Source organism: Lichenihabitans sp. PAMC28606 (assembly GCF_020616535.1).
In the GTDB taxonomy this organism is placed as follows: Bacteria; Pseudomonadota; Alphaproteobacteria; order Rhizobiales; family Beijerinckiaceae; genus Lichenihabitans; species Lichenihabitans psoromatis.
In genome coordinates this window covers 875877-895708 of the sequence record NZ_CP085136.1, presented here as the reverse complement: position 1 = coordinate 895708, position 19832 = coordinate 875877, and the positions used below count along the sequence as shown (strand labels likewise).

Annotated in this window: 16 protein-coding genes; 13 read left to right on the top strand and 3 right to left on the bottom strand. The window is 62.2% G+C overall.

From position 1 onward, the window contains the following. Positions 1-75: 75 nt before the first annotated feature. From radA to LGH83_RS04190, 3 genes are read right to left on the bottom strand one after another with little or no spacing between them, the layout of a single operon-like run. Entirely contained in the window at positions 76-1545 is a 1470-nt protein-coding gene (radA, locus tag LGH83_RS04200) for a DNA repair protein RadA (RefSeq protein ID WP_227400736.1), read from the bottom strand. 51 nt (positions 1546-1596) lie between these two features. Next, on the bottom strand, positions 1597-2751 hold the full coding sequence (alr, locus tag LGH83_RS04195; RefSeq protein WP_227400735.1) for an alanine racemase: 1155 nt from the start codon (positions 2749-2751) through the stop codon (positions 1597-1599). Then, positions 2748-4253 (bottom strand): replicative DNA helicase, encoded by a 1506-nt coding sequence (locus tag LGH83_RS04190; RefSeq protein ID WP_131193801.1) that lies wholly within the window; start codon positions 4251-4253, stop codon positions 2748-2750. Before LGH83_RS04190 ends, alr begins: the two co-directional genes overlap by 4 nt. A 192-nt stretch (positions 4254-4445) precedes the next feature. Between LGH83_RS04190 and LGH83_RS04185 the strand changes: the two genes are divergently transcribed. The 13 genes from LGH83_RS04185 (at position 4446) to lpxD (ending at position 19740) form a co-directional block, all read left to right on the top strand. Then, a complete protein-coding gene (locus LGH83_RS04185) occupies positions 4446-5510 on the top strand; it encodes a DUF2332 domain-containing protein (protein WP_227400734.1) in 1065 nt (354 codons plus the stop codon). Positions 5511-5546: 36 nt separating this feature from the next. Continuing rightward, positions 5547-6533 carry an aldo/keto reductase gene (locus LGH83_RS04180; RefSeq protein WP_227400733.1) on the top strand — a complete coding sequence of 329 codons (987 nt, stop codon included), beginning with the start codon at positions 5547-5549 and terminating at the stop codon, positions 6531-6533. Between the two features lie 16 nt (positions 6534-6549). Then, a complete protein-coding gene (locus LGH83_RS04175; protein ID WP_227400732.1) occupies positions 6550-7422 on the top strand; it encodes an oxidoreductase in 873 nt (290 codons plus the stop codon). Positions 7423-7610: 188 nt separating this feature from the next. Then, positions 7611-8654: a 30S ribosomal protein S2 gene (locus LGH83_RS04170; protein WP_227400731.1), complete on the top strand. Its 1044-nt coding sequence runs from the start codon at positions 7611-7613 to the stop codon at positions 8652-8654. Between the two features lie 136 nt (positions 8655-8790). After that, positions 8791-9708 (top strand): translation elongation factor Ts, encoded by a 918-nt coding sequence (tsf, locus tag LGH83_RS04165; protein WP_227400730.1) that lies wholly within the window; start codon positions 8791-8793, stop codon positions 9706-9708. 221 nt (positions 9709-9929) lie between these two features. Next, positions 9930-10658, top strand: a complete 729-nt coding sequence (pyrH, locus tag LGH83_RS04160; RefSeq protein WP_131193807.1) for a UMP kinase — start codon at positions 9930-9932, stop codon at positions 10656-10658. Positions 10659-10804: 146 nt separating this feature from the next. After that, complete coding sequence (gene frr / locus LGH83_RS04155; protein WP_131117720.1) at positions 10805-11365, top strand: ribosome recycling factor; 561 nt, start codon at positions 10805-10807, stop codon at positions 11363-11365. A 145-nt stretch (positions 11366-11510) separates the two neighbouring features. Next, positions 11511-12323 (top strand): isoprenyl transferase, encoded by an 813-nt coding sequence (locus tag LGH83_RS04150; RefSeq protein ID WP_227400729.1) that lies wholly within the window; start codon positions 11511-11513, stop codon positions 12321-12323. A gap of 80 nt (positions 12324-12403) precedes the next feature. Further along, positions 12404-13195: a phosphatidate cytidylyltransferase gene (locus tag LGH83_RS04145; RefSeq protein WP_227400728.1), complete on the top strand. Its 792-nt coding sequence runs from the start codon at positions 12404-12406 to the stop codon at positions 13193-13195. Between the two features lie 22 nt (positions 13196-13217). Continuing rightward, complete coding sequence (gene dxr, locus LGH83_RS04140; protein WP_227400727.1) at positions 13218-14414, top strand: 1-deoxy-D-xylulose-5-phosphate reductoisomerase; 1197 nt, start codon at positions 13218-13220, stop codon at positions 14412-14414. A gap of 128 nt (positions 14415-14542) precedes the next feature. Next, a complete protein-coding gene (gene rseP / locus LGH83_RS04135) occupies positions 14543-15649 on the top strand; it encodes an RIP metalloprotease RseP (RefSeq protein ID WP_227400726.1) in 1107 nt (368 codons plus the stop codon). A gap of 229 nt (positions 15650-15878) precedes the next feature. Further along, on the top strand, positions 15879-18383 hold the full coding sequence (gene bamA, locus LGH83_RS04130; RefSeq protein WP_227400725.1) for an outer membrane protein assembly factor BamA: 2505 nt from the start codon (positions 15879-15881) through the stop codon (positions 18381-18383). Between the two features lie 280 nt (positions 18384-18663). Beyond that, entirely contained in the window at positions 18664-19740 is a 1077-nt protein-coding gene (gene lpxD / locus LGH83_RS04125) for a UDP-3-O-(3-hydroxymyristoyl)glucosamine N-acyltransferase (RefSeq protein ID WP_227400724.1), read from the top strand. Positions 19741-19832: the final 92 nt, after the last annotated feature.

Sequence of the window (19832 nt, the reverse complement as noted above, 5' to 3'; positions counted from 1 at the left end):
ACCTCTTGCTGGACAAACGACTGCTGAAGTCTCAGGCGACCCTGTGATTCACCACTTCGCGGTATAGCGAAGCGATCAGAAGGCGTCATCATCGCGGCCGCGCTTTCTTGCCGCTGCGGCTGCGGTTTTCGAACGCTGTTGCTGGCTTCCGTTTGCCGCGATATCGGCCACGAGCGCGCTGATGTGATTGAGCGTGCGGACCGGAAGTGCCGTATCGGCCTCTTTGCCGGCTCTTTTGGTCGTCGGGGTCGCCGCGGCCGGCGCGCTCGGCGCGATCGCATGAGAGAAGCCGAGCTTCGCGGCCTCCTTCAGTCGGGCATTGCTATGTACGACCGGGCGCACCGCCCCGGACAAGCCGAGTTCGCCGAAATACACCGAATCGGAAGGTAGGTGCGCGCCGGTCAAGGACGACAGCAGCGCCGCCGCTGCCGCGAGGTCGGCCGCCGGCTCGCTGATCTTCAAGCCTCCCGCCACATTGAGGTAGACGTCGTGTTGGCCAAGCCTGACCCCGGCATGGGATTCCAGCACGGCGATCACCATCGCGAGGCGGTTCGAATCCCAGCCCACGACCGCGCGGCGCGGCGTCCCGAGCGCGGTGGGCGCCACGAGGGCCTGAAATTCGACCAAGAGCGGCCGCGTGCCTTCCATGCCGGCGAAGACGGCTGTCCCCGCCGCATTGGCGTCGCGGCCCGATAGAAAAAAGGCAGAGGGATTGGTGACTTCGCTGAGGCCTTCGCCCGTCATCTCGAAGACGCCGATCTCGTCGGTCGGCCCGAAGCGATTTTTCAGCGAGCGAAGGATGCGGAAATGATGCGCCCCATCGCCTTCGAACGACAGCACGGCATCCACCATATGTTCGACCACGCGAGGCCCGGCGATCTGCCCGTCCTTGGTGACGTGGCCGACCAGGATCACGCAGGCTCCCGTCGTCTTTGCGTAGCGAATGAGGCTCTGCGAAGCGCTCCGGACCTGTGTGACCGTGCCGGGGGCGGCCTCGACGGCCTCGCTCCACATGGTCTGGATCGAGTCGATCACCACGAGGCCGAATTTGCGGCCTTCGCTGAGCGTCGCGACGATATCTTCGACGCTGGTGGCGGCGGCGAGTTCCACGGGTGCGCCGGACAGGCCGAGCCGTTCGGCGCGCAACCGCACCTGGGCCGAGGCTTCCTCGCCTGAGATATAGGCGACACGGACGCCGGTCCGGGCGAGTTTCGCGCAGGCCTGGATCAGCAGCGTGGATTTGCCGATGCCCGGTTCGCCGCCGATCAGCAGAACCGACCCCGGCACGAAGCCGCCGCCGGTCACACGATCGAGCTCACCCATGCCGACGGGGGTGCGCGGCGGCTCGGCAGTCTCGGCCGACAATCCTTCGAGCGCGAAGAGGCGGCCTTTGCGAGCCTTCCGCGCGATCTGTCCGCCAATACCTGAGACGGCGCTTTCCTCGACGATGGTGTTCCACTCGCCGCAGGCGTCGCATCGGCCCTGCCATCGGTTGCTGACGGCGCCGCAATTTTGGCAAACGAAGGAGGCGCGCGGCTTTGTCATCGCTGGCGAGACGCTTTCTTGAAGGGGAGGCGGTCGATAGAGGCTGTGGCCTCAGGATATGGCGGCGATCCCGGCTTCCCGATAGACGCGCTGATAGCGTCGCCCGAGATTGGTCAGAATTTCGTAGCCGATCGTTCCCGTCTGCGCACCGAGGTCGTCGATCGTGATGGTCCGCCCAAGCAGCTCGATCATGCACCCGGCTTCGGCGTCGCCCTCGGGAGCGTCAGTGACATCGACGATGCTGAGATCCATCGATACGCGGCCGATGAGACTGCAGGGCCTGCCGCCGATCAGGGCCTTCGGACCGTCCCCATGCCCGATCGTCATGGCGTTGCGCGGGAAGCCGTCGGCATAGCCGAGCCCGATCGTGGCGGCTCGCGTGCGGCGCGGCGCGATCCAGCGGCCATTATATCCGACCGGTTCGCCCGCCTCGATCCAGCGTGTTTGCAAAATCTTCGCCGAAAGCGACACGACCGGCTGCATCGGATTGGGTCGCCCTGGTGTCGGGTTGCCGCCATAGAGCGCATAGCCGGGCCGGGCGAGGGCGTAGATCGGCCTCGACTCGAGAAAGAGGCCGGATGAATTGGCCAGCGAGGCTGGATAGGATTGCAGAAGGCCCTGTCGAACATGGTCGAAGCGCTCGATCTGCTTGGCATTGACCGGATTATCGGGTTCTTCCGCGCTGACGAAGTGGCTCATCACAACGTCGATCCCCGCCGCGGCCAGCCGGTCCTGATCGAGCCGCAAGGCCTCGTCCGGATCAAACCCGAGGCGGTTCATCCCCGTATCGACATGAAGGGCGCACCGAAGCGGCCGACCCTGCCGCCGTGCGGCCGCGAAGGCGTCGAGTTCGGCGGCCGAACCGATCACCGGGCTGAGGCTCGCGCCGTGGAACAAGTCGGTTGCGACGGCGGTGGGATGGAATCCGTTGAGAATGAAGACGCGCGCGGTCGCATCGCCGAAACCGGCTTGACGCAAACTTGCCCGCGCCCTGGCGCCTTCCGACACATGCGCCGTGAAGAAGGTGCGGCAGCCGGCGCGGGCGAGGGCCGGGACAGCTCGCTCGATGCCGATCCCGTACGCATCCGCCTTCACGACGGCGCCGCATTCGGCCGGCGCAGCGCGGCCCGCGAGAATACGCCAATTGCCGGCGAGCGCATCGAGATCGATCGTCAGAACGGCTTGGCCGTCGGGCGGGACGCTCACATCTGCACCGGAAGATGGTCGTCGCGCACGAGATCGGAAAACCGCGTCACTTCTGCGTCGAATTGCAATTCGACCGTTCCGGTCGGCCCGTGGCGTTGTTTGCCGATGATGACCTCGGCTTTTCCATGGGCCCGCTCGATGTCGGAGAGCCAGGTCGTGAACTCCTCCGTGCCTTCGCGCGGCTGCTTGTTCTTCAGGTAATATTCCTCGCGGTAGACGAACATGACGACGTCGGCGTCCTGCTCGATCGACCCGGATTCGCGCAAGTCGGAGAGTTGCGGCCGCTTGTCGTCGCGCGATTCGACCTGACGCGACAGCTGCGAGAGGGCCACCACCGGAACGGCAAGTTCCTTGGCGAGCGCTTTGAGACCGGTCGTGATCTCGGTCAATTCCTGCACCCGGTTGGCATTGGCGTTTTTCGAGCCCGACAGCAATTGCAGATAGTCGACAACGAGGACGTCGAGACCCCGCTGCCGTTTCAGGCGACGCGCCCGAGCGGTCAATTGCGCGATCGAGATGCCACCCGTGTGATCGATGTAGAACGGGATGGTTTGGATCTGCCGAGCCGCATCCGTAATGTTGTGGAAGTCCTCGTCGGTGATGTCGCCGCGTCGGATCTTGTAGGATGCGACGCCCGATTGTTCGGCGATAATGCGGGTCGCCAGTTGTTCCGACGACATTTCGAGGCTGAAGAAGCCAATCACGCCGCCATTGGTGGCCGCATGGGTGCCGTCGGGCTTCACCTCGAACTGGTAGGCCTTAGCGATATTGAACGCGATATTGGTCGCGAGCGCCGTCTTGCCCATGCCGGGCCGACCCGCCACGATCACGAGATCGGATTGCTGCAGCCCACCGAGTTGTCGGTCGAGATCATGCATGCCGGTCGAAATGCCCGAGAGCTTTCCGTCCCTCTCGTAGGCCTTGGCCGCGACGTCGATCGCATGCGTCAGAGCGGTGGAGAAGCTCTGAAAGCCGCCGTCGTAACGACCGGTTTCGGCGATTTCGTAAAGGCGGCGCTCGGCTTCCTCGATCTGGGCCCGGGGCGACAGGTCGACCGGCGCGTCGTAGGCCACGTTCACGACCTCCTCGCCGATCGTGATGAGGTTCCGCCGCGTCGCGAGATCGTGGATCGTGCGGCCGTAATCCGCCGCATTGATGATGGTGGTGGCTTCAGCCGCAAGCCGCGCAAGATATTGGGGCACCGTGATGCCGCCGAGATCATGCTCACCCAGGAAGGTTTTCAGCGTCACCGGCGTCGCGATCTTACCGGCCCGGATCAGGGCCGCCATGACCTCGAAGATGCGGCGGTGGATCTCCTCGGAAAAATGCACCGCCTGCAGAAAATCCGAGACGCGATCGAAGGCGTCGTTGTTGACCAGGATCGCGCCCAGCAAGGCCTGTTCCGCCTCAACGTTATGAGGCGGAATGCGGTAGGTGTCGGTGGATGCTGAAGGCCCGGCGCCATAGTCGCCGCGGCGCTGGAATGATTCGACGATCGCCATGGAAATGATTGTGTCCCCTCGGGATCGTTCGCCTCAAGCGTGATTCCACGTCGAAAGAGGATTACCGTCTTCGCGGCGCGATGCACAGCGATGGCGCGCCGATGCGACCTCTCGTCCGCCGCCTGTGGCACGCGGCGTAAAGTCATTCGTTGTTGTCCCCACTGTCCACACATGTCCACAAGGAACAATCAGATGGATCGAGCCGAGATCGTCCGCGAGGCTTTTCGAGACCAAGCCCGCCATTGCGGCGCGCTTGGCTCTCCCTTCACGGCGCTCCTGTGCGATGTCCTGGCAGAGAGGCTCCGGTCGGGTTTGCGCCTCGCCGACAGCATTCTCGATTGGGACGGTAATCCCGACTCGCGCCACGACGTGCTGCCGCTGCGTCTCGCGGCGGGGCTCAATGCGCTTGTGCGGGCGGGAGAGATACCCGCCTTGGCGAGCCTTTACCCGCCCAATCCGCTCCCGTCACCCGATCGACTATGGGCAGCGGTTGACGACGCGTTGCAGCGGAAGTGTGACGATCTGTCGGCTTGGTTGAGCCATCCGCCGCAAACCAATGAAGTGGCTCGCTCTTCAGTCTTGATGGCGGGCTTGCTGACGATCGCGGCGCGCTGGCCGCAGCCCATGGCGCTGTTCGAACTTGGCGCGAGCGCCGGCCTGAACCTCAATCTCGATCGTTACGCGCATCGGCTTGGGACGCTCGAGACGGGCGATCCCGGCTCGAGCCTCAAGCTTGAACCGCGTTGGTCGGGCGATCCTCCGCCGGATGCGGACGTCAGGATCGTGGCGCGGCAAGGTTGCGATCTCGCTCCGGTCGACCTCGGCGATCCGGCGGCGCGAGAGCGATTGCTGACCTTCGTCTGGCCGGATCAGCACGAACGGCTCGATCGTATCGGCAAGGCCCTGATGATCGCGACCGGGAGCGTGCCCCGCGTTGATCGCGCGAGTGCAGCCGAGTGGATCGAGACCGCGCTTCCGCTCGGCGCATTGCAATCCGGCGTGACGCGCGTCGTGCTGCATTCGATCGCGTTTCAGTATTTCGGCGATGCCGATCGACGCCGCATCGCCGATCATCTCGATCGGGTCGGAGCGATGGCGACGGATGATGCTCCGTTGGCGTGGCTTCGATTTGAAACCGCGCCTGAGACAAAAGGGCCGGAGTTGCGTTTAACGGTATGGCCCGACGCGTCCGAACGTCGTCTCGCAACTGCTGATGCACATGTGCGGTCGATCGTCTGGCTCCCAACGACCCCCTAAACGGCTGGTCGATGGCACTGAAAAGATAGGCACGACATGCTCAAGACACGAAAACTCGGCTCGAAGGGGCTGACGGTTTCTGAACTCGGCCTCGGTTGCATGGGGATGAGCCAATCCTATGGCCCGGCCGACGAAACCGAATCGATCGCCACGCTTCATCGCGCCATCGACCTTGGCTGCACGTTCCTCGATACGGCGGAGGTCTACGGTCCATTCACCAACGAGGATCTGCTTGGTCGCGCTCTTGAAGGAAAGCGCGGTCACGTCACCATCGCGACAAAATTCGGCTTCGCGATCGATGGCGGCGGTGTGGCGGGCGCGAATAGCCGGCCAGAGCATATCCGCGAGGTCGCAGACGCCTCGCTAAAGCGGCTGCGGACCGACCATATCGATCTGTTCTACCAGCACCGCGTCGATCCAGCCGTGCCGATCGAGGACGTGGCCGGCGCCGTCGCCGATCTCGTTCAGGCCGGTAAGGTCAGGTTTTTCGGCCTCTCCGAAGCGGGTGTCGACACCATCGAACGCGCCCATAAAGTGCATCCGGTTTCGGCTCTGCAGAGCGAATATTCACTCTGGGAGCGTAACCTCGAACCGGAGATCATTCCGCTTTTGCGACGGCTCGATATCGGCCTCGTTCCCTTTTCGCCTCTCGGTCGCGGGTTCCTCACCGGCACCGCGAAGCGCGCCGACGATTACCCGGAGGGTGACTACCGCCGGATGGATCCGCGTTTTCAAGGTGACAACTTCGATGCCAACATGCGGGCTGCGGATCTCGTGCGCACGATCGCGTCACGACGCGGCGCCAAGCCAGGGCAGGTGGGCCTCGCTTGGTTACTCGGGAAAGGATCGGACATCGTGCCGATTCCAGGAACCAAGCGCCGGGCCTATCTCGAAGAAAATGTCGCCGCCGCCGAGATCGTGCTGACCGAAGCGGAGATGGCAGAAATCGACCGCGCGCTCGCGCCCGAAAACGTCTCCGGGCCGCGTTATGGCGCGACCCATATGGCCATGATCAACCGCTAAGACGATCGGATAACCCATGTCAGATACAAAGACGCCAGTCTGGTTCATCACCGGCTGTTCGACCGGCTTCGGCCGGGATCTCGCCGCCAAGGTGCTGGAACGCGGTTGGCATGCCGTCGTGACGGCACGCGATCCGGCCAAGGTCGCCGATATTATCGAGGGGCACAGCGATCGCGCGCTCGCCTTGGCGCTGGATGTGACCAAGCCCGACCAGATCAAGGCTGCTGTGAAACAAGCCGAAGATCGGTTCGGCAAGATCGACGTTTTGGTCAATAATGCGGGCTACGGCTACCTCGCCGCGATCGAGGAAGGCGAGGATGCACCGGTTCGTGAGATGTTCGACACGAACGTGTTCGGTCTGGTCGAGATGACGAAAGCGGTGCTGCCCGGCATGCGAGCCCGCCGCACGGGCGCGATCGTCAACTTGTCGTCGATCGGCGGTCTCGTGAGCTTTGCGGCGACCGGCTATTATCACGCGACCAAATATGCGGTCGAAGGCCTGTCCGAGTCGCTCGCGGTCGAAGTCGAGCCGCTTGGCATCCATGTGATCCTGGTCGAGCCCGGTCCGTTTCGGACCGATTTCGCCGGGCGTTCGATCGGTCAATCGAAGACCGTTATCGACGATTATGCCGGCACGGCGGGCGAGCGACGCAAGCAGACCTTCGCGCGCGACGGCAAGCAGGTCGGCGATCCGCTCCGGGCCGCTGAGGCGATGATCACGGCCGTCATGGCCGATAAGCCGCCGCGCCATCTTCTGCTCGGTAAGCCGGCGCTGGACCTCGCCCGGAAGAAGCTTGAGACCTTGAAGGCTGACTTTGACACCTGGGAGTCGGTGACGCTCGGCGCCGATTATCCCGAAGGTGCCGACCCGTCCGCCTCCAAGTTCTAGTCGAGACCTTCCACGAGCAGGCCGGCGCATGGCGTTATGCTCTTGCGCCGGCGCTTTTGCATGTCTATACACCGCCCCATCCCACACGCGGGCGAAAAACGTTCCTGTTTCAAGGACCGTTCCGGTGGCTTCCCTCTCATAGGGTGGCCTGCATGCCCGCGGAGGTTCAACCGGAGATCTAGGTCAACATGGCACTTCCCGATTATACCATGCGTTCGCTTCTCGAAGCTGGAGCGCATTTCGGTCACCAGTCGCATCGCTGGAACCCGAAGATGCAGCAGTATATCTTCGGCACCCGCAACAACATCCACATCATCGATCTCGCCCAGACAGTGCCTCTGTTCCATCGCGCCCTGCAGGCCGTGTCCGATACGGTCTCGCGTGGTGGTCGCGTGTTGTTTGTCGGTACCAAGCGCCAGGCCGCGGAGCCGATCGCCGATGCGGCGAAACGTTCGGCACAATATTACATCAACGCACGTTGGCTCGGCGGTATGCTGACCAACTGGAAGACGATCTCGGCATCGATCCAGCGTCTCCGCAAGGTCGAAGAGCTCCTCCAGGCCGGCGCAAGCGGCTTGACCAAGAAGGAGCGGTTGATGATGTCGCGTGAGCGCGACAAGCTCGAGAAGGCTCTTGGCGGCATCAAGGACATGGGCGGCGTTCCGGATTTGATCTTCGTGATCGATACCAACAAGGAGCAGCTCGCCATCAAGGAAGCCAATCGACTTGGGATTCCGGTTGCCGCGATCGTCGACACCAATTGCGATCCCGACGGCATCACGTTCCCGATCCCGGGTAACGACGATGCGGCCCGTGCTATATCGCTGTATTGCGACCTGATCTCGCGTGCTGCGATTGACGGAATTTCGCGCAGCCAGGGTTCGCTGGGTGTCGATATCGGCGAAATGGAAGCGCCTGCCGAAGAGGAGCTTCCGGTTGCCGAAACATCCGAGATCGCGGCTGAGGCCGCTCCGATCGAAGACGACCAGCTGATGCAGCCGTTCGAGTTGCTGACCGCGCCGCGTGGTGCTCCGGACGATATGTCCAAGCTGCACGGCGTTGGGCCCCAAGTCGTTCAGAAGCTGAACGATGCTGGCGTGTTCCACTATTGGCAGCTTGCTGCCATGAAGCCGGAGGACATCACCAAGCTCGATCACGATCTGAAGCTTGCCGGCCGCATCGAGCGGGACGGTTGGGTTCAGCAGGCGCGGGATCTGATGGCGAGCGCCTGACGCTTCCACGACGCGAGCTTGAAGGCGAGACGACAGCAAGGCCCTCTGGGCCTTGCACTTTTTTGGACAGGGGTGCGTAGGCGTCGCTCTGACGACGTCCTTAAGCGCATCGGCCGATCATCTGGGGATAACGACCATGGCCAATATCACCGCCGCGATGGTGAAGGAACTTCGCGAGAAGACCGGCGCCGGCATGATGGATTGCAAGAACGCGTTGAACGAGGTTCAGGGCGACATCGAAGGGGCGGTCGATTGGCTGCGTAAGAAGGGCTTGTCGAAAGCCGCCAAAAAGTCCGGCCGCATTGCCGCCGAAGGTTTGGTCGCCATCGCGATTCAGGGCACCAAAGGCGTGCTGGTCGAAGTCAATTCCGAGACAGATTTCGTCGCGCGCAACGAGGAATTCCAGAAGCTCGTCCGTGGCATCGCCGACGTCGCTCTGGCTCATCAGGGCTCTGACGCCGAGGCGCTTCAGTCTGCGGCTTATCCGAGCGGCGGCACTGTGTCGGAGGCCATCTCGAATGCGATCGCGACGATCGGCGAGAACATGACTCTCCGCCGGGTCGCGGGCCTCGAAGTCGCGCATGGCGTGATCGCGCATTACGTCCATAACGTGATCACCGAAGGTCTCGGCAAGATCGGCGTTCTCGTCGCGCTCGAGTCGACCGGGGACGCTGCCGCGCTCGGTACGCTCGGCCGTCAGATCGCCATGCATGTCGCCGCATCAAGCCCGCTCGCACTCGATGGATCGAGCCTCGATCCTGCGATCGTGACGCGTGAAAAGGCACTCTTGATGGATAAGAATGCGGGCAAGCCGGCCAACGTTCTGGAAAAGATCGTCGAGAGTGGCCTCAAGAGCTATTATAAGGAAGTGAGCCTGCTCGATCAGCCTTTCGTGCACGACAACACCAAGACGGTTGCACAGGCCGCCAAGGACGCCGAGAAGCAAGTCGGCGCGCCCATCATCGTGAAGGGGTTCCTGCGCTTCGCCCTTGGCGAAGGCATCGACAAGCCGAACGCTCCGGACTTCGCGTCCGAAGTGGCCAGCATGGTCTAAGACACCGTTTACGCCGCGGCGTGGGGTCGTGCCGGTTTTCCCGGACGGCCTTGAGCTCGGCGTAAAATGACAATCCGACACAGCGGTGCCTCCGCCTCGCTGGCTGCCTTGAACGCGAGCATCTATTGCGAGCAGCTTTGTTCGCAAGATTGCAATCGTTTGGTTCTATAATTCAGGTCGCTCCGGTCTCGACCGTCGCGGCCGAGGCATCTTGTGAGGCAATGATGAGCGACGAACACCCCGCCTTGTATCGACGTGTCGTCATTAAGCTTTCTGGGGAAGCGCTGACCGGCCCCGACCCATTCGGGCTAAATGCTCCGACTGTTGCGCGTATCGCGGCCGACCTTGTGAGTGCCGTGTCTCTCGGCGTCGAGATCGCCGTCGTGGTCGGTGGCGGAAACTTCTTTCGCGGTATGCAAGGGGCCGACAAGGGCATCGAGCGGGCCCGCGCCGATTCAATCGGCATGCTGGCGACCGTCATGAATGCGCTGGCGATCGAGGCCGCGATCGAGGCCGAAGGCCATGCCGCGCGAGCGCTGTCTGCCGTGCCGATGCCGTCCGTTTGTCAACCCTATTCCCGGCAGGCCACGCTGCATCACTTGGCCAAGCGGCGCATCTGCGTCTTGGCAGGGGGGACCGGCAATCCCTTTTTCACGACCGATACGGGTGCGGTGCTTCGGGCCGCAGAATTGTCGAGCGATGCCGTCATGAAGGCGACATTGGTCGATGGCGTCTATTCGGCGGATCCAAAAATCGATCCGTCTGCGACCCGGTACGAACATCTGACGCACGATCAGGCGATTTCACAAAATCTGGCCGTCATGGATACGGCGGCTTTTGCGCTGGCGCGGGAAAACCGGATCCCGATCGTGGTGTTTTCGATCGTCGATCATGGCGCGATCCGATCAGCCCTGCAGGGCAAGGGGCGGTTCACGCTCGTCTCGCCCTGAGTCGAGCGAAGGTCCATCCGCCTGTTGCGATGGCAGGGTTGGACATGCCAAAGATGAATGCGATGGATGAAGAGCGTCGTGTCATAGCCGGACCGCCGCAACAGGCATCCGATGACGCGGTCAAGATCAGACGATAGGTGTCGAGCGTGAGTGCAGAATTCGATGTGGGCGATCTTAAGCGCCGCATGCAAAGCACGGTCCAGGGGTTCAAACACGAACTCAGTGGATTGCGGACCGGGCGCGCCAGCGCCAGCTTGGTCGAGCCGGTTCAGGTGCAGGCTTATGGGCAATCCATGCCGCTGAACCAAGTGGCGACCATCAGCATTCCCGAGGCACGCAGCATTTCGGTGCAGGTGTGGGACAAGGGGATGGTCAATGCCGTCGACAAGGCGATCCGAGACGCCAATCTCGGTCTTAGCCCTGTCATCGAGGGGCAGGTGCTTCGCATCCGCATCCCAGAGCTGAACGAGCAGCGTCGACGCGAGATGGTGAAGGTCGCGCATAAATATAGCGAAGACGCGCGTGTCTCTGTTCGTCATGTTCGTCGCGACGGGATCGATCAGATCAAGAAGCTTCTGAAGGACAAGGCCATCACCGAGGACGATGAGAAGCGTCTCGAGACGGAGGTCCAAAAGGTGACAGATCAATCGATCGTTGAGGTCGATCAGGCTTTGGCCGCCAAAGAAAAAGAGATCATGCAAATCTAGAATGTCGGGTTTCTGACCGACCGGCTCTTGTCTCGAAAAGCGCGCGCCTCGCCCGCTTTTTCGGCATTGAAAGCGGCTCGGGTACAAGGTCAACATGCTCTAGCGGGAAGCGCTACCCTCGGCAAAGAGGTCGGCCGGAACCATCATGGAAGAACGCGGCAACACCAAGGAGGGTCGGAACGAGGGGCAGGGGTTTGTCGAGGGCTCAGGCTCGCGCTCGCTCGTGCCGGTCCATGTCGGGATCATCATGGATGGCAATGGCCGGTGGGCTGTCGCGCGCGGTTTGCCGCGTCTCGAGGGGCACCGGCGTGGCGTCGAAGCCCTACGCCGCACAGTCCGCTCCGCCATCGATCTCGGCGTCGCCTATCTGACCGTCTATAGTTTTTCGTCCGAGAACTGGGCGCGTCCGGTCGAAGAAGTCTCGGACCTCATGGGGCTGTTGAAGCGGTTCATTCGCAACGACTTGGCCGATCTTCACAAAAGCGGCGTCAAGGTTCGCGTCATCGGCATTCGCGATACGTTGCAGCCCGACATCCACGCTCTTCTGAATGAGGCCGAAGACCTCACCCGTGACAATAGCCGGATGACCCTCGTCGTGGCGTTCAATTACGGGAGCCGCCAGGAAATCGCCGCCGCGGTGCGCCGCATCGCCGTTCAGGTTGCCTCGGGTGAGATCGCGGCCGATGCCGTGACCGATGAGTTGATCGAGGCTCACCTCGATACGGCTGGCATCCCTGACCCCGATCTCATCATCCGCACGTCGGGCGAACAGCGCCTCTCCAATTTCCTCTTGTGGCAGGCGGCTTACGCCGAATTCGTCTTTCTGCCGATCCATTGGCCTGATTTCGATCGGGGTGCTTTCGATCAGGCTTTGACAACCTACCAGATGCGCGAACGCCGTTTCGGCGGCGTCACGGTGGCCGAGCATGCGGCCGAAAAGTTGAAGTCGGCCCTATGATCGAGCCCATTGGGCCGTCGCAACGGGGACTGGTCGAGACGTCAACGGGGTCAGGCCTGTCCCGGCGTTGGACCGACCTGATGCCGCGGGTTTTGTCGGCGCTGGTGATGGCGATCCTGGCGCTTGGAACCGCGATTGCCGGCGGAGCCTGGTTTTCGCTTTTCTGGCTCGCCGCTTCCTGTGCGATTCTATGGGAATGGCAGCACATGATCGACGAGACCTCGGCGATCCGCCGGCTGATCGTTGGTGTCATCGCTTTGACGGCCGCCCTCGCTGTCGCCTCGGCTGGTCATGACAGGGTTGCGGTCTGCCTTGTCGTGGCAGGACTTCTCGGCACCTCTGCGGTTGCGCCCGCGGGGCTGCGGCTCGCAGCGGCGACGGGCCTTGTCTATGCGTCTGCATTGCTGGCTTCGGTGATCGTTCTGCGAACATCTGAACCCGATGGGTTTGTTGCCATCATCTGGTTGTTCGCCGTCGTCTGGGGAACCGACATCATGGCCTATTTCGGCGGCCGGCGATTTGGCGGCCCAAAGCTCTGGCCGCGCTTGTCTCCATCGAAAACCTGGTCGGGTTTTTTCATCGGCGTCCTATGTGGGACGGTGGCGGGTCTCGCGGTCGCGCCCTCACCGAGGCAGATCTTGCCTCTTCTGCTCATCGGCCTCGCAGCCGCAGGCGTCGCGCAGGCCGGTGACCTTTTCGAATCCGCGATGAAGCGGCGCTACGGCGTCAAGGATGCCAGCCACCTCATCCCCGGTCATGGCGGCGTCATGGATCGACTCGACGGGTTTGTGGCCGCCGCGGTTTTTGCTGCCTGTCTCGGAATAGCGCGGCTCGGGATCGATGCGGCGGGTGCAGGATTGTTCACGTGGTAGGAAATTTTCGGAGGAGACGGCCTTGAGCCAAGCTGGTCATCAAACGCGGTCTCATTCGTCGCCGCGTTCGCTCGTCATCCTTGGCGCGACGGGATCAATCGGCCGCTCCACAGCCCAGGTGCTGGCGCTCGACCCGTCTCGTTTCCACGTCGCGGCGATCGCGGGCGGGCGGGACGCTGATGCGCTCGCCCGGATGGCAATCGAACTCAGAACCTCGTTTGTTGCGATCGCCGATCCATCCGCCTATGGCGCCCTGAAAGATGCGCTCGGCTCGAGTGGAATCGAAGCGGCAGCTGGGCCTGATGCGGTCGTCGAGGCGGCGTTGCGGCCAAGCGACCTCGTGATTGCGGCCATTGCCGGCACGGTCGGCGTGATGCCGACCTATGCGGCCCTCGCGGCCGGTCGGACTGTCGCGCTCGCCAACAAGGAGACGCTGGTTTGCGCCGGCTATCCCGTCATGCAAACCGTTGCGGCCTCCGGCGCGACGGTGCTGCCGCTCGACAGCGAGCATAATGCGATCTTCCAGGCTCTTGGCGGCGCGCCGATCTCCAGCGTCGAGACCATGACCCTGACGGCTTCGGGCGGACCATTCCGGACCTGGGATGCCGCGAGGATCGCGGCCGCGACCGTCAAGGAGGCGTTGGCTCATCCGAATTGGGCGATGGGCCCCAAGGTCACGATCGACTCAGCGAGCCTGATGAACAAGGGGCTCGAATTGATCGAGGCCTTTCACCTGTTCGGGATCGAGGCCGAGCGGCTCGATGTCGTCGTGCATCCGCAATCGGTCGTTCACGGCTTGGTGTCGTTCGCGGACGGTTCGGTCAATGCCGGGATGGCGTTGCCCGACATGCGTGTGCCGATCGCGCATTGTCTCGGTTTTCCGCATCGCTTCGAAAGTGGCGCTCGCAAGCTCGATCTTGCGGCACTAGGCTCGATGACGTTCGAAAAGCCGGATCTTGATCGGTTCCCAGCGCTTCGCCTCGCCATGGCTGCTTTGAAGGCAGGGGGCGGATTGCCGACCGTGCTCAATGCCGCGAATGAAATCGTCGTGGCGGCTTTTCTCGAGGGGCAGCTCAACTTCGGCGCGATGGCGGGTTTGGTCGAACGGGTCTGCGATCGATCCATCGCCGAAGGGTGGTCTTACCTCCCGGCGAGTGTTGCCGATGCGCTCGCGATCGATCGGCAAGCGCGAGAAACCGCCGCGGCACTCTTGGATTAGGGCGTCCCGAGGGACATTATGATGGCGTAAGCCAACGATCCTGGCGTTGGCTCGCTCTCAACGCCAGGCACACCCGTATCGATGTTGCGTTCCGCATGTCGGCCCGACGGGGCCCTCCGGAGTTTCTGATGGCCCTGTTCAGTCATTTCCCAACCGTCCTCGGTTACATTTTCATTCTGGTGCTCGTCGTGTTCTTCCATGAACTCGGGCATTTTCTGGCGGGTCGGCTCTGCGGCGCGCGGATCGACGCGTTTTCGGTGGGGTTCGGTCCCGAAATCGCAGCCTATACGGACCGTAAGGGAACACGCTGGCGGCTCGCCGCAATTCCGCTCGGTGGCTACGTCAAATTTCACGGCGATAGCGACGTGAGTGCAAAGCCGACGGCAATCGCCGATACCGTGGCTCGTGGCGACACATTCGCGGGCAAATCTGCCCTGCAGCGTGGCTTCGTCGTCGCGGCGGGGCCAATCGCGAGTTTCCTTCTCGCCATCGTGCTTTTCGCCGGCCTGTTTTACGTCGAAGGGATCGGCGTGCTGGCTCCGCGTGTCGCATCCGTGGTGGCCGATAGCGCCGCCTCCCAGGCCGGCTTTCAGCCTGGTGACCGGATCACGTCGATCGACGGACGGCCGATCGACAGCTTCATGGACATGCAGCGCATCGTCAGCGAGTCGAGCGATACGCCCTTGGCGATCGACGTCGATCGGAGCGGAACTCTGGTTCATCTGACAGCGACACCCCAGCGCAAGGATGTGAAGGGGCCGTTTGGAACGGCGAGAATCGGGGTGTTGGGTCTCGGCGCCTCGACTGATCGCACCGATTATTCAGTGAAGCGCCTCGGGCCAATCGAATCCGTGACCGCGGCGACATCCGAATGTTGGTATGTCGTGAGCCGGACCGTGAGCTATCTCGGCGGTCTGCTGACCGGCCGCGAAACGGTGGCGCAACTGTCCGGCCCGGTCCGTATGGTCGAGGTGACCGACAAGGTCGTTCAACTCGGCTTCGGCGCGCTGCTTAATCTGGCCGCGTTCTTCTCGGTTTCTATCGGATTTTTTAACCTTCTTCCGATTCCCCCGCTCGATGGCGGACGATTGTTGTTTTGCTGCATCGAGGCCATTCAAGGGCGTCCGGTGAGCGAACGCTTGCAGGAATACGGCTTTCGTCTTGGCATCGCTCTGGTCGCGACTCTGATGCTTTGCGCCACATACAACGATATTTCGCGGTTTTTCGTCAGTTAATTGTGGCGTTTCAGCGGCTTGCGTGTCGGTAGAGACACGCCTGTGGGCTTTGGTACGCACCGCGCCGAATGTTGGTTTGCTCCCCCCCGTAAACCTTGTAGAAGCGAAAACCTGAGACAAGAAAATCTGGTTCCCGTCACTTCGGTTTCGGAAATCATCAAACTTTAGTGTTCAGGTTGAGGGATCGAGAGCGTGACCCACGCTCGCGGTAGACGGGGACCGAGAGTACATGCAGTTTCTACGCGGCTTCTTGAACCGACTCGCGTTCATAACGGTCTTATCCGTCATGATTGCCGGGATCACCTTGCCCGCATCGGCGGCATCCATTGTCGTCGAGGGCAATCGTCGCGTCGACGCTGAAACGGTCCGGTCCTATTTCACCGGTGCCGATCAGGGCAATGTCAACCAATCCATCAAAGACCTTTATGCAACCGGGCTGTTTTCCGATGTTCGCGTCAGCCACCGCGGTGCGGGTCTGGTCGTGACCGTCGTCGAGAACGGCGTCATCAACCGGGTTGCTTTCGAGGGCAACAGCAAGATCAAGGGCGACCAGATGTCCAGTGCCATCCAGTCGAAATCGCGGGGGCCTTATTCGCCCGCCACGGTTCAGGCCGACATCGAGCGCATCAAAGAAATCTATCAGCATAACGGCCGCGGTCTCGCCAAGGTCACGGCACGGACGGTCGATCTTCCGAACGGTCGCCTCGACGTCGTGTTCACGATCGACGAGGGCGACAAGACCGGCGTGAAGTCGATCGACTTCGTCGGCAACAAGGCGTTCGGCTCTGGCAAGCTTCGCGGCCTGATGCAGACCACGGAATCAAATTACCTCTCGTTTTTCAAGACCTCCGACGTCTATGACGCCGACAAGGTCGCGGCCGATCAGGAAGCCATTCGCCGCTTCTACCTTCGCAACGGTTATGCCGACTTCCGCATCGTCGGCTCGGACGTGAAATTCGACCCGGAAGCCGGCGGTTATCACCTCACGATCACGGTCGAAGAAGGCGCGCAATATACTGTTGGCGCCGTTCGGGTGGAATCTCACCTGTCGGACGTCTCTGGCGAGCAACTGACGCCGATCGTTCGGCTTTCCGCAGGCGACGTCTATGATGGCGACCTCGTCGAGAAGTCGACCGAAGGGTTGACCCGCGAAGTTCAGCGTCGCGGTTATGCCTTCTCGGAAGTTCGGCCGCGCGGTGACCGCAATCCGTCCACGCACACGGTCAACCTTGGCTTCGTGATCGATGAAGGCCCGCGCGTCTACATCGAGCGCATCGACGTCCACGGGAACACCCGCACCCGCGACTACGTCATTCGTCGCGAGTTCGATATTGGCGAAGGCGACCCCTACAACAAGGTCATGATCGATCGGGCTGAGCGCCGCTTGAACAGCCTCGGCTTCTTTAAGAAGGTCCGGATCACCAATCTGCCGGGTTCATCCGCCGACCGCGTCATCATCAACGTCGATGTCGAAGATCAGCCGACGGGATCGTTCTCGATCTCGGGTGGTTACTCGACCTCGGATGGCTTCATCGCGGAAGCAGCCGTGACCGAGACCAACTTCCTCGGCCGTGGTCAATATGTGAAGCTCGGCGTGCAAGAGGGCCAATATGCCCGCGGCGTCGATTTCTCCTTCACCGAGCCGTATATCTTCGACACCCGCATCGCCGCTGGTTTCGACATCTTCGCCAAGCAGAACGACAACACGCAATATGCGCTTTACGAGACCTTCGTGACGGGCGGCACCTTGCGGCTTGGTATTCCGATCACCGACGAATTCTCCGTCTCGCCGCATTACTCGATCTACAACACCAAGATCAGCATCCCGAACAAGTCGAGCCAGCCGTCCAACGATTGCGTGTCGACCGGTGGTGTTCCGATCGATGGGACGACGCCTGGTTTCGGCACCTTGGTGAATGTGCCGGCCACAGCGACGAACAACTGCTTGACCAACGGTGAGGCGTCGATTGCCATCAAGGAAGCGCTTGGGTCGACGTTGACCAATTTGGTCGGCTTCAACCTCAACTACAACACACTGGACAACCCGAAAAACCCGACCAGCGGCTTGTTCGCCGAAATCCGGACCGATGTCGGCTTCGACACCGGCCTCGGCAATGCGGGCGGTCAGCGCGACAACACCTTCGTTCGCAGCACGGGCGACCTGCGCTACTACCACCCGATCTACGACGACATCATCGGGTTCGTGCGCCTGCAGGGCGGTCATGTCGAAGCGCTGAGTGGTCAGCTTCGCATCACCGACCAGTTCCAGCTTGGACCGACATTGGTTCGTGGTTTCGCTCCGTCGGGTATTGGCGCACGCGACATCAGCGACCCGACCAATGCCAAGTACAATCCGCTGGGTGGCTCGACCTACTTCGGTGGATCGTTGGAGACGCAGTTCCCGCTTTATGGTCTGCCGCGTGACCTTGGCCTGAAGGGTGCCTTCTTCGCCGATGCCGGAACGCTCTTCGGCTACACCGGCCGCACGAACTTCACCCCGGGTGGTGGAGCCTGCGTGGCGGGTGGCCAGGCGACTGGCGTGTTTGCGACCAACTATCAGCAGGGCACCTGCGTGGTCTTGCGCGACTCGGACGCGATCCGCTCGTCGGTCGGCGCCAGCTTGATTTGGGCCTCGCCGCTTGGTCCGATCCGGTTCGATTACGCCTACGCTTTGAGCAAGGACAAATTCGACCAGACGCAAGCCTTCCGCTTCTCGGGTGGCACCAGCTTCTGATCGAGACGAGATCTCGTTATCCCGTGGGACCTCGGCCGGAAGGCCGGGGTCCCACACTCGTTTCAAGGACTTGCTTCGGCGGCGTGCTTGGGACCGAAACGACGCGTGAAATGCCTCGGCTTCGGTTCGACCACTTCACGCTTGAGGGCTTGGCGTGTTTGACTCGACGCGGCGGAGTGATTCAACCAAGCCGCTGTTTTGGTGCGGTGACTGAAGCCCCCTTTTTGGCTTCGAACGAATGCCTTCGGGGCAACTCACAACGAATGGGTACGGCATCGACATGAGCGCACCGGTCTTCTTCCGCCGTGCTTGCACACCAACGCTCGCGGAGATCGTCGAATGGACGGGCGCAACCGCTCCCGCGGGGGCTGAGCTCTCGACCGTCATCACCAGCGTGGCGCCTCTCGATCTGGCCGGCACAGGAGCCCTGACGTTTCTCGATAATCCGCGTTATGCCCCGATGGTGGCCGCGACACGCGCTTCTGCTTGTCTCGTTCCAGCGAAATTCGCCGCCATCGTGCCGGCCGGGACCGTCGCTCTGATCGCGACCGAGCCGTACCGCAGCATCGCCGTGATCCTGGCCAAACTCTACCCGGATGCCCTTCGGCCGAGCTCGATCTTCGGAACGGAGGGTATCTCCCCAGGTGCTTTCATCCATCCCGAGGCACGGATCGAAGCGGGGGTCACGATCGACCCTGGTGCGGTCATCGGGCCGCGCGCGGAAATCGGATCGGGAACGACGATCGGCGCCAATAGCGTCGTCGGGCCGGATGTCCGCATCGGGCGATCCTGCTCGATCGGCCCGCAGTCGACGATCTTGAACGCGTTGATCGGCAATCAGGTCATCATCCATCCCGGCGTTCGCATCGGGCAGGATGGGTTTGGATTCGCGATGTCCGCACGTGGACACCTGAAGGTGCCGCAGATCGGCCGCGTTGTGATCCAGGACGACGTCGAGATCGGCGCAAATTCCGCCATCGATCGGGGATCGAACCGCGATACGATCATCGGAGAGGGCACTAAGATCGATAATCTGGTCCAGATCGCCCACAACGTCGTCATCGGTCGTCATTGTGTGATCGTCTCGCAAGGTGGCATCTCCGGGTCGACGACGCTCGGGGATTTCGCCGTCACCGGCGGGCAGGCGGGCCTGACAGGTCATTTGACGATCGGCACGGGTGCTCAAATTGGTGCACAGGCGGGGGTCATGGCGGATGTGCCGGCCGGCGCCCGCGTGGTGGGTTCTCCGGCCCAGCCGGTGCGAGATTTGTTCAAGCAAACCGCTATCCTCAAGCGTCTGGCGCGCGGCGAATGGAACAAGCCCGGCGCGAACGCTCCGGTCGAGGAGAAGAACTGATCCTGCCGCGATGACACACGTTCTGCTGGAGTGTCCTCGCGGGTCATCACTTGTCTATGTCATTGCCCTCGCGGGCACTTCGTGCGCTGATG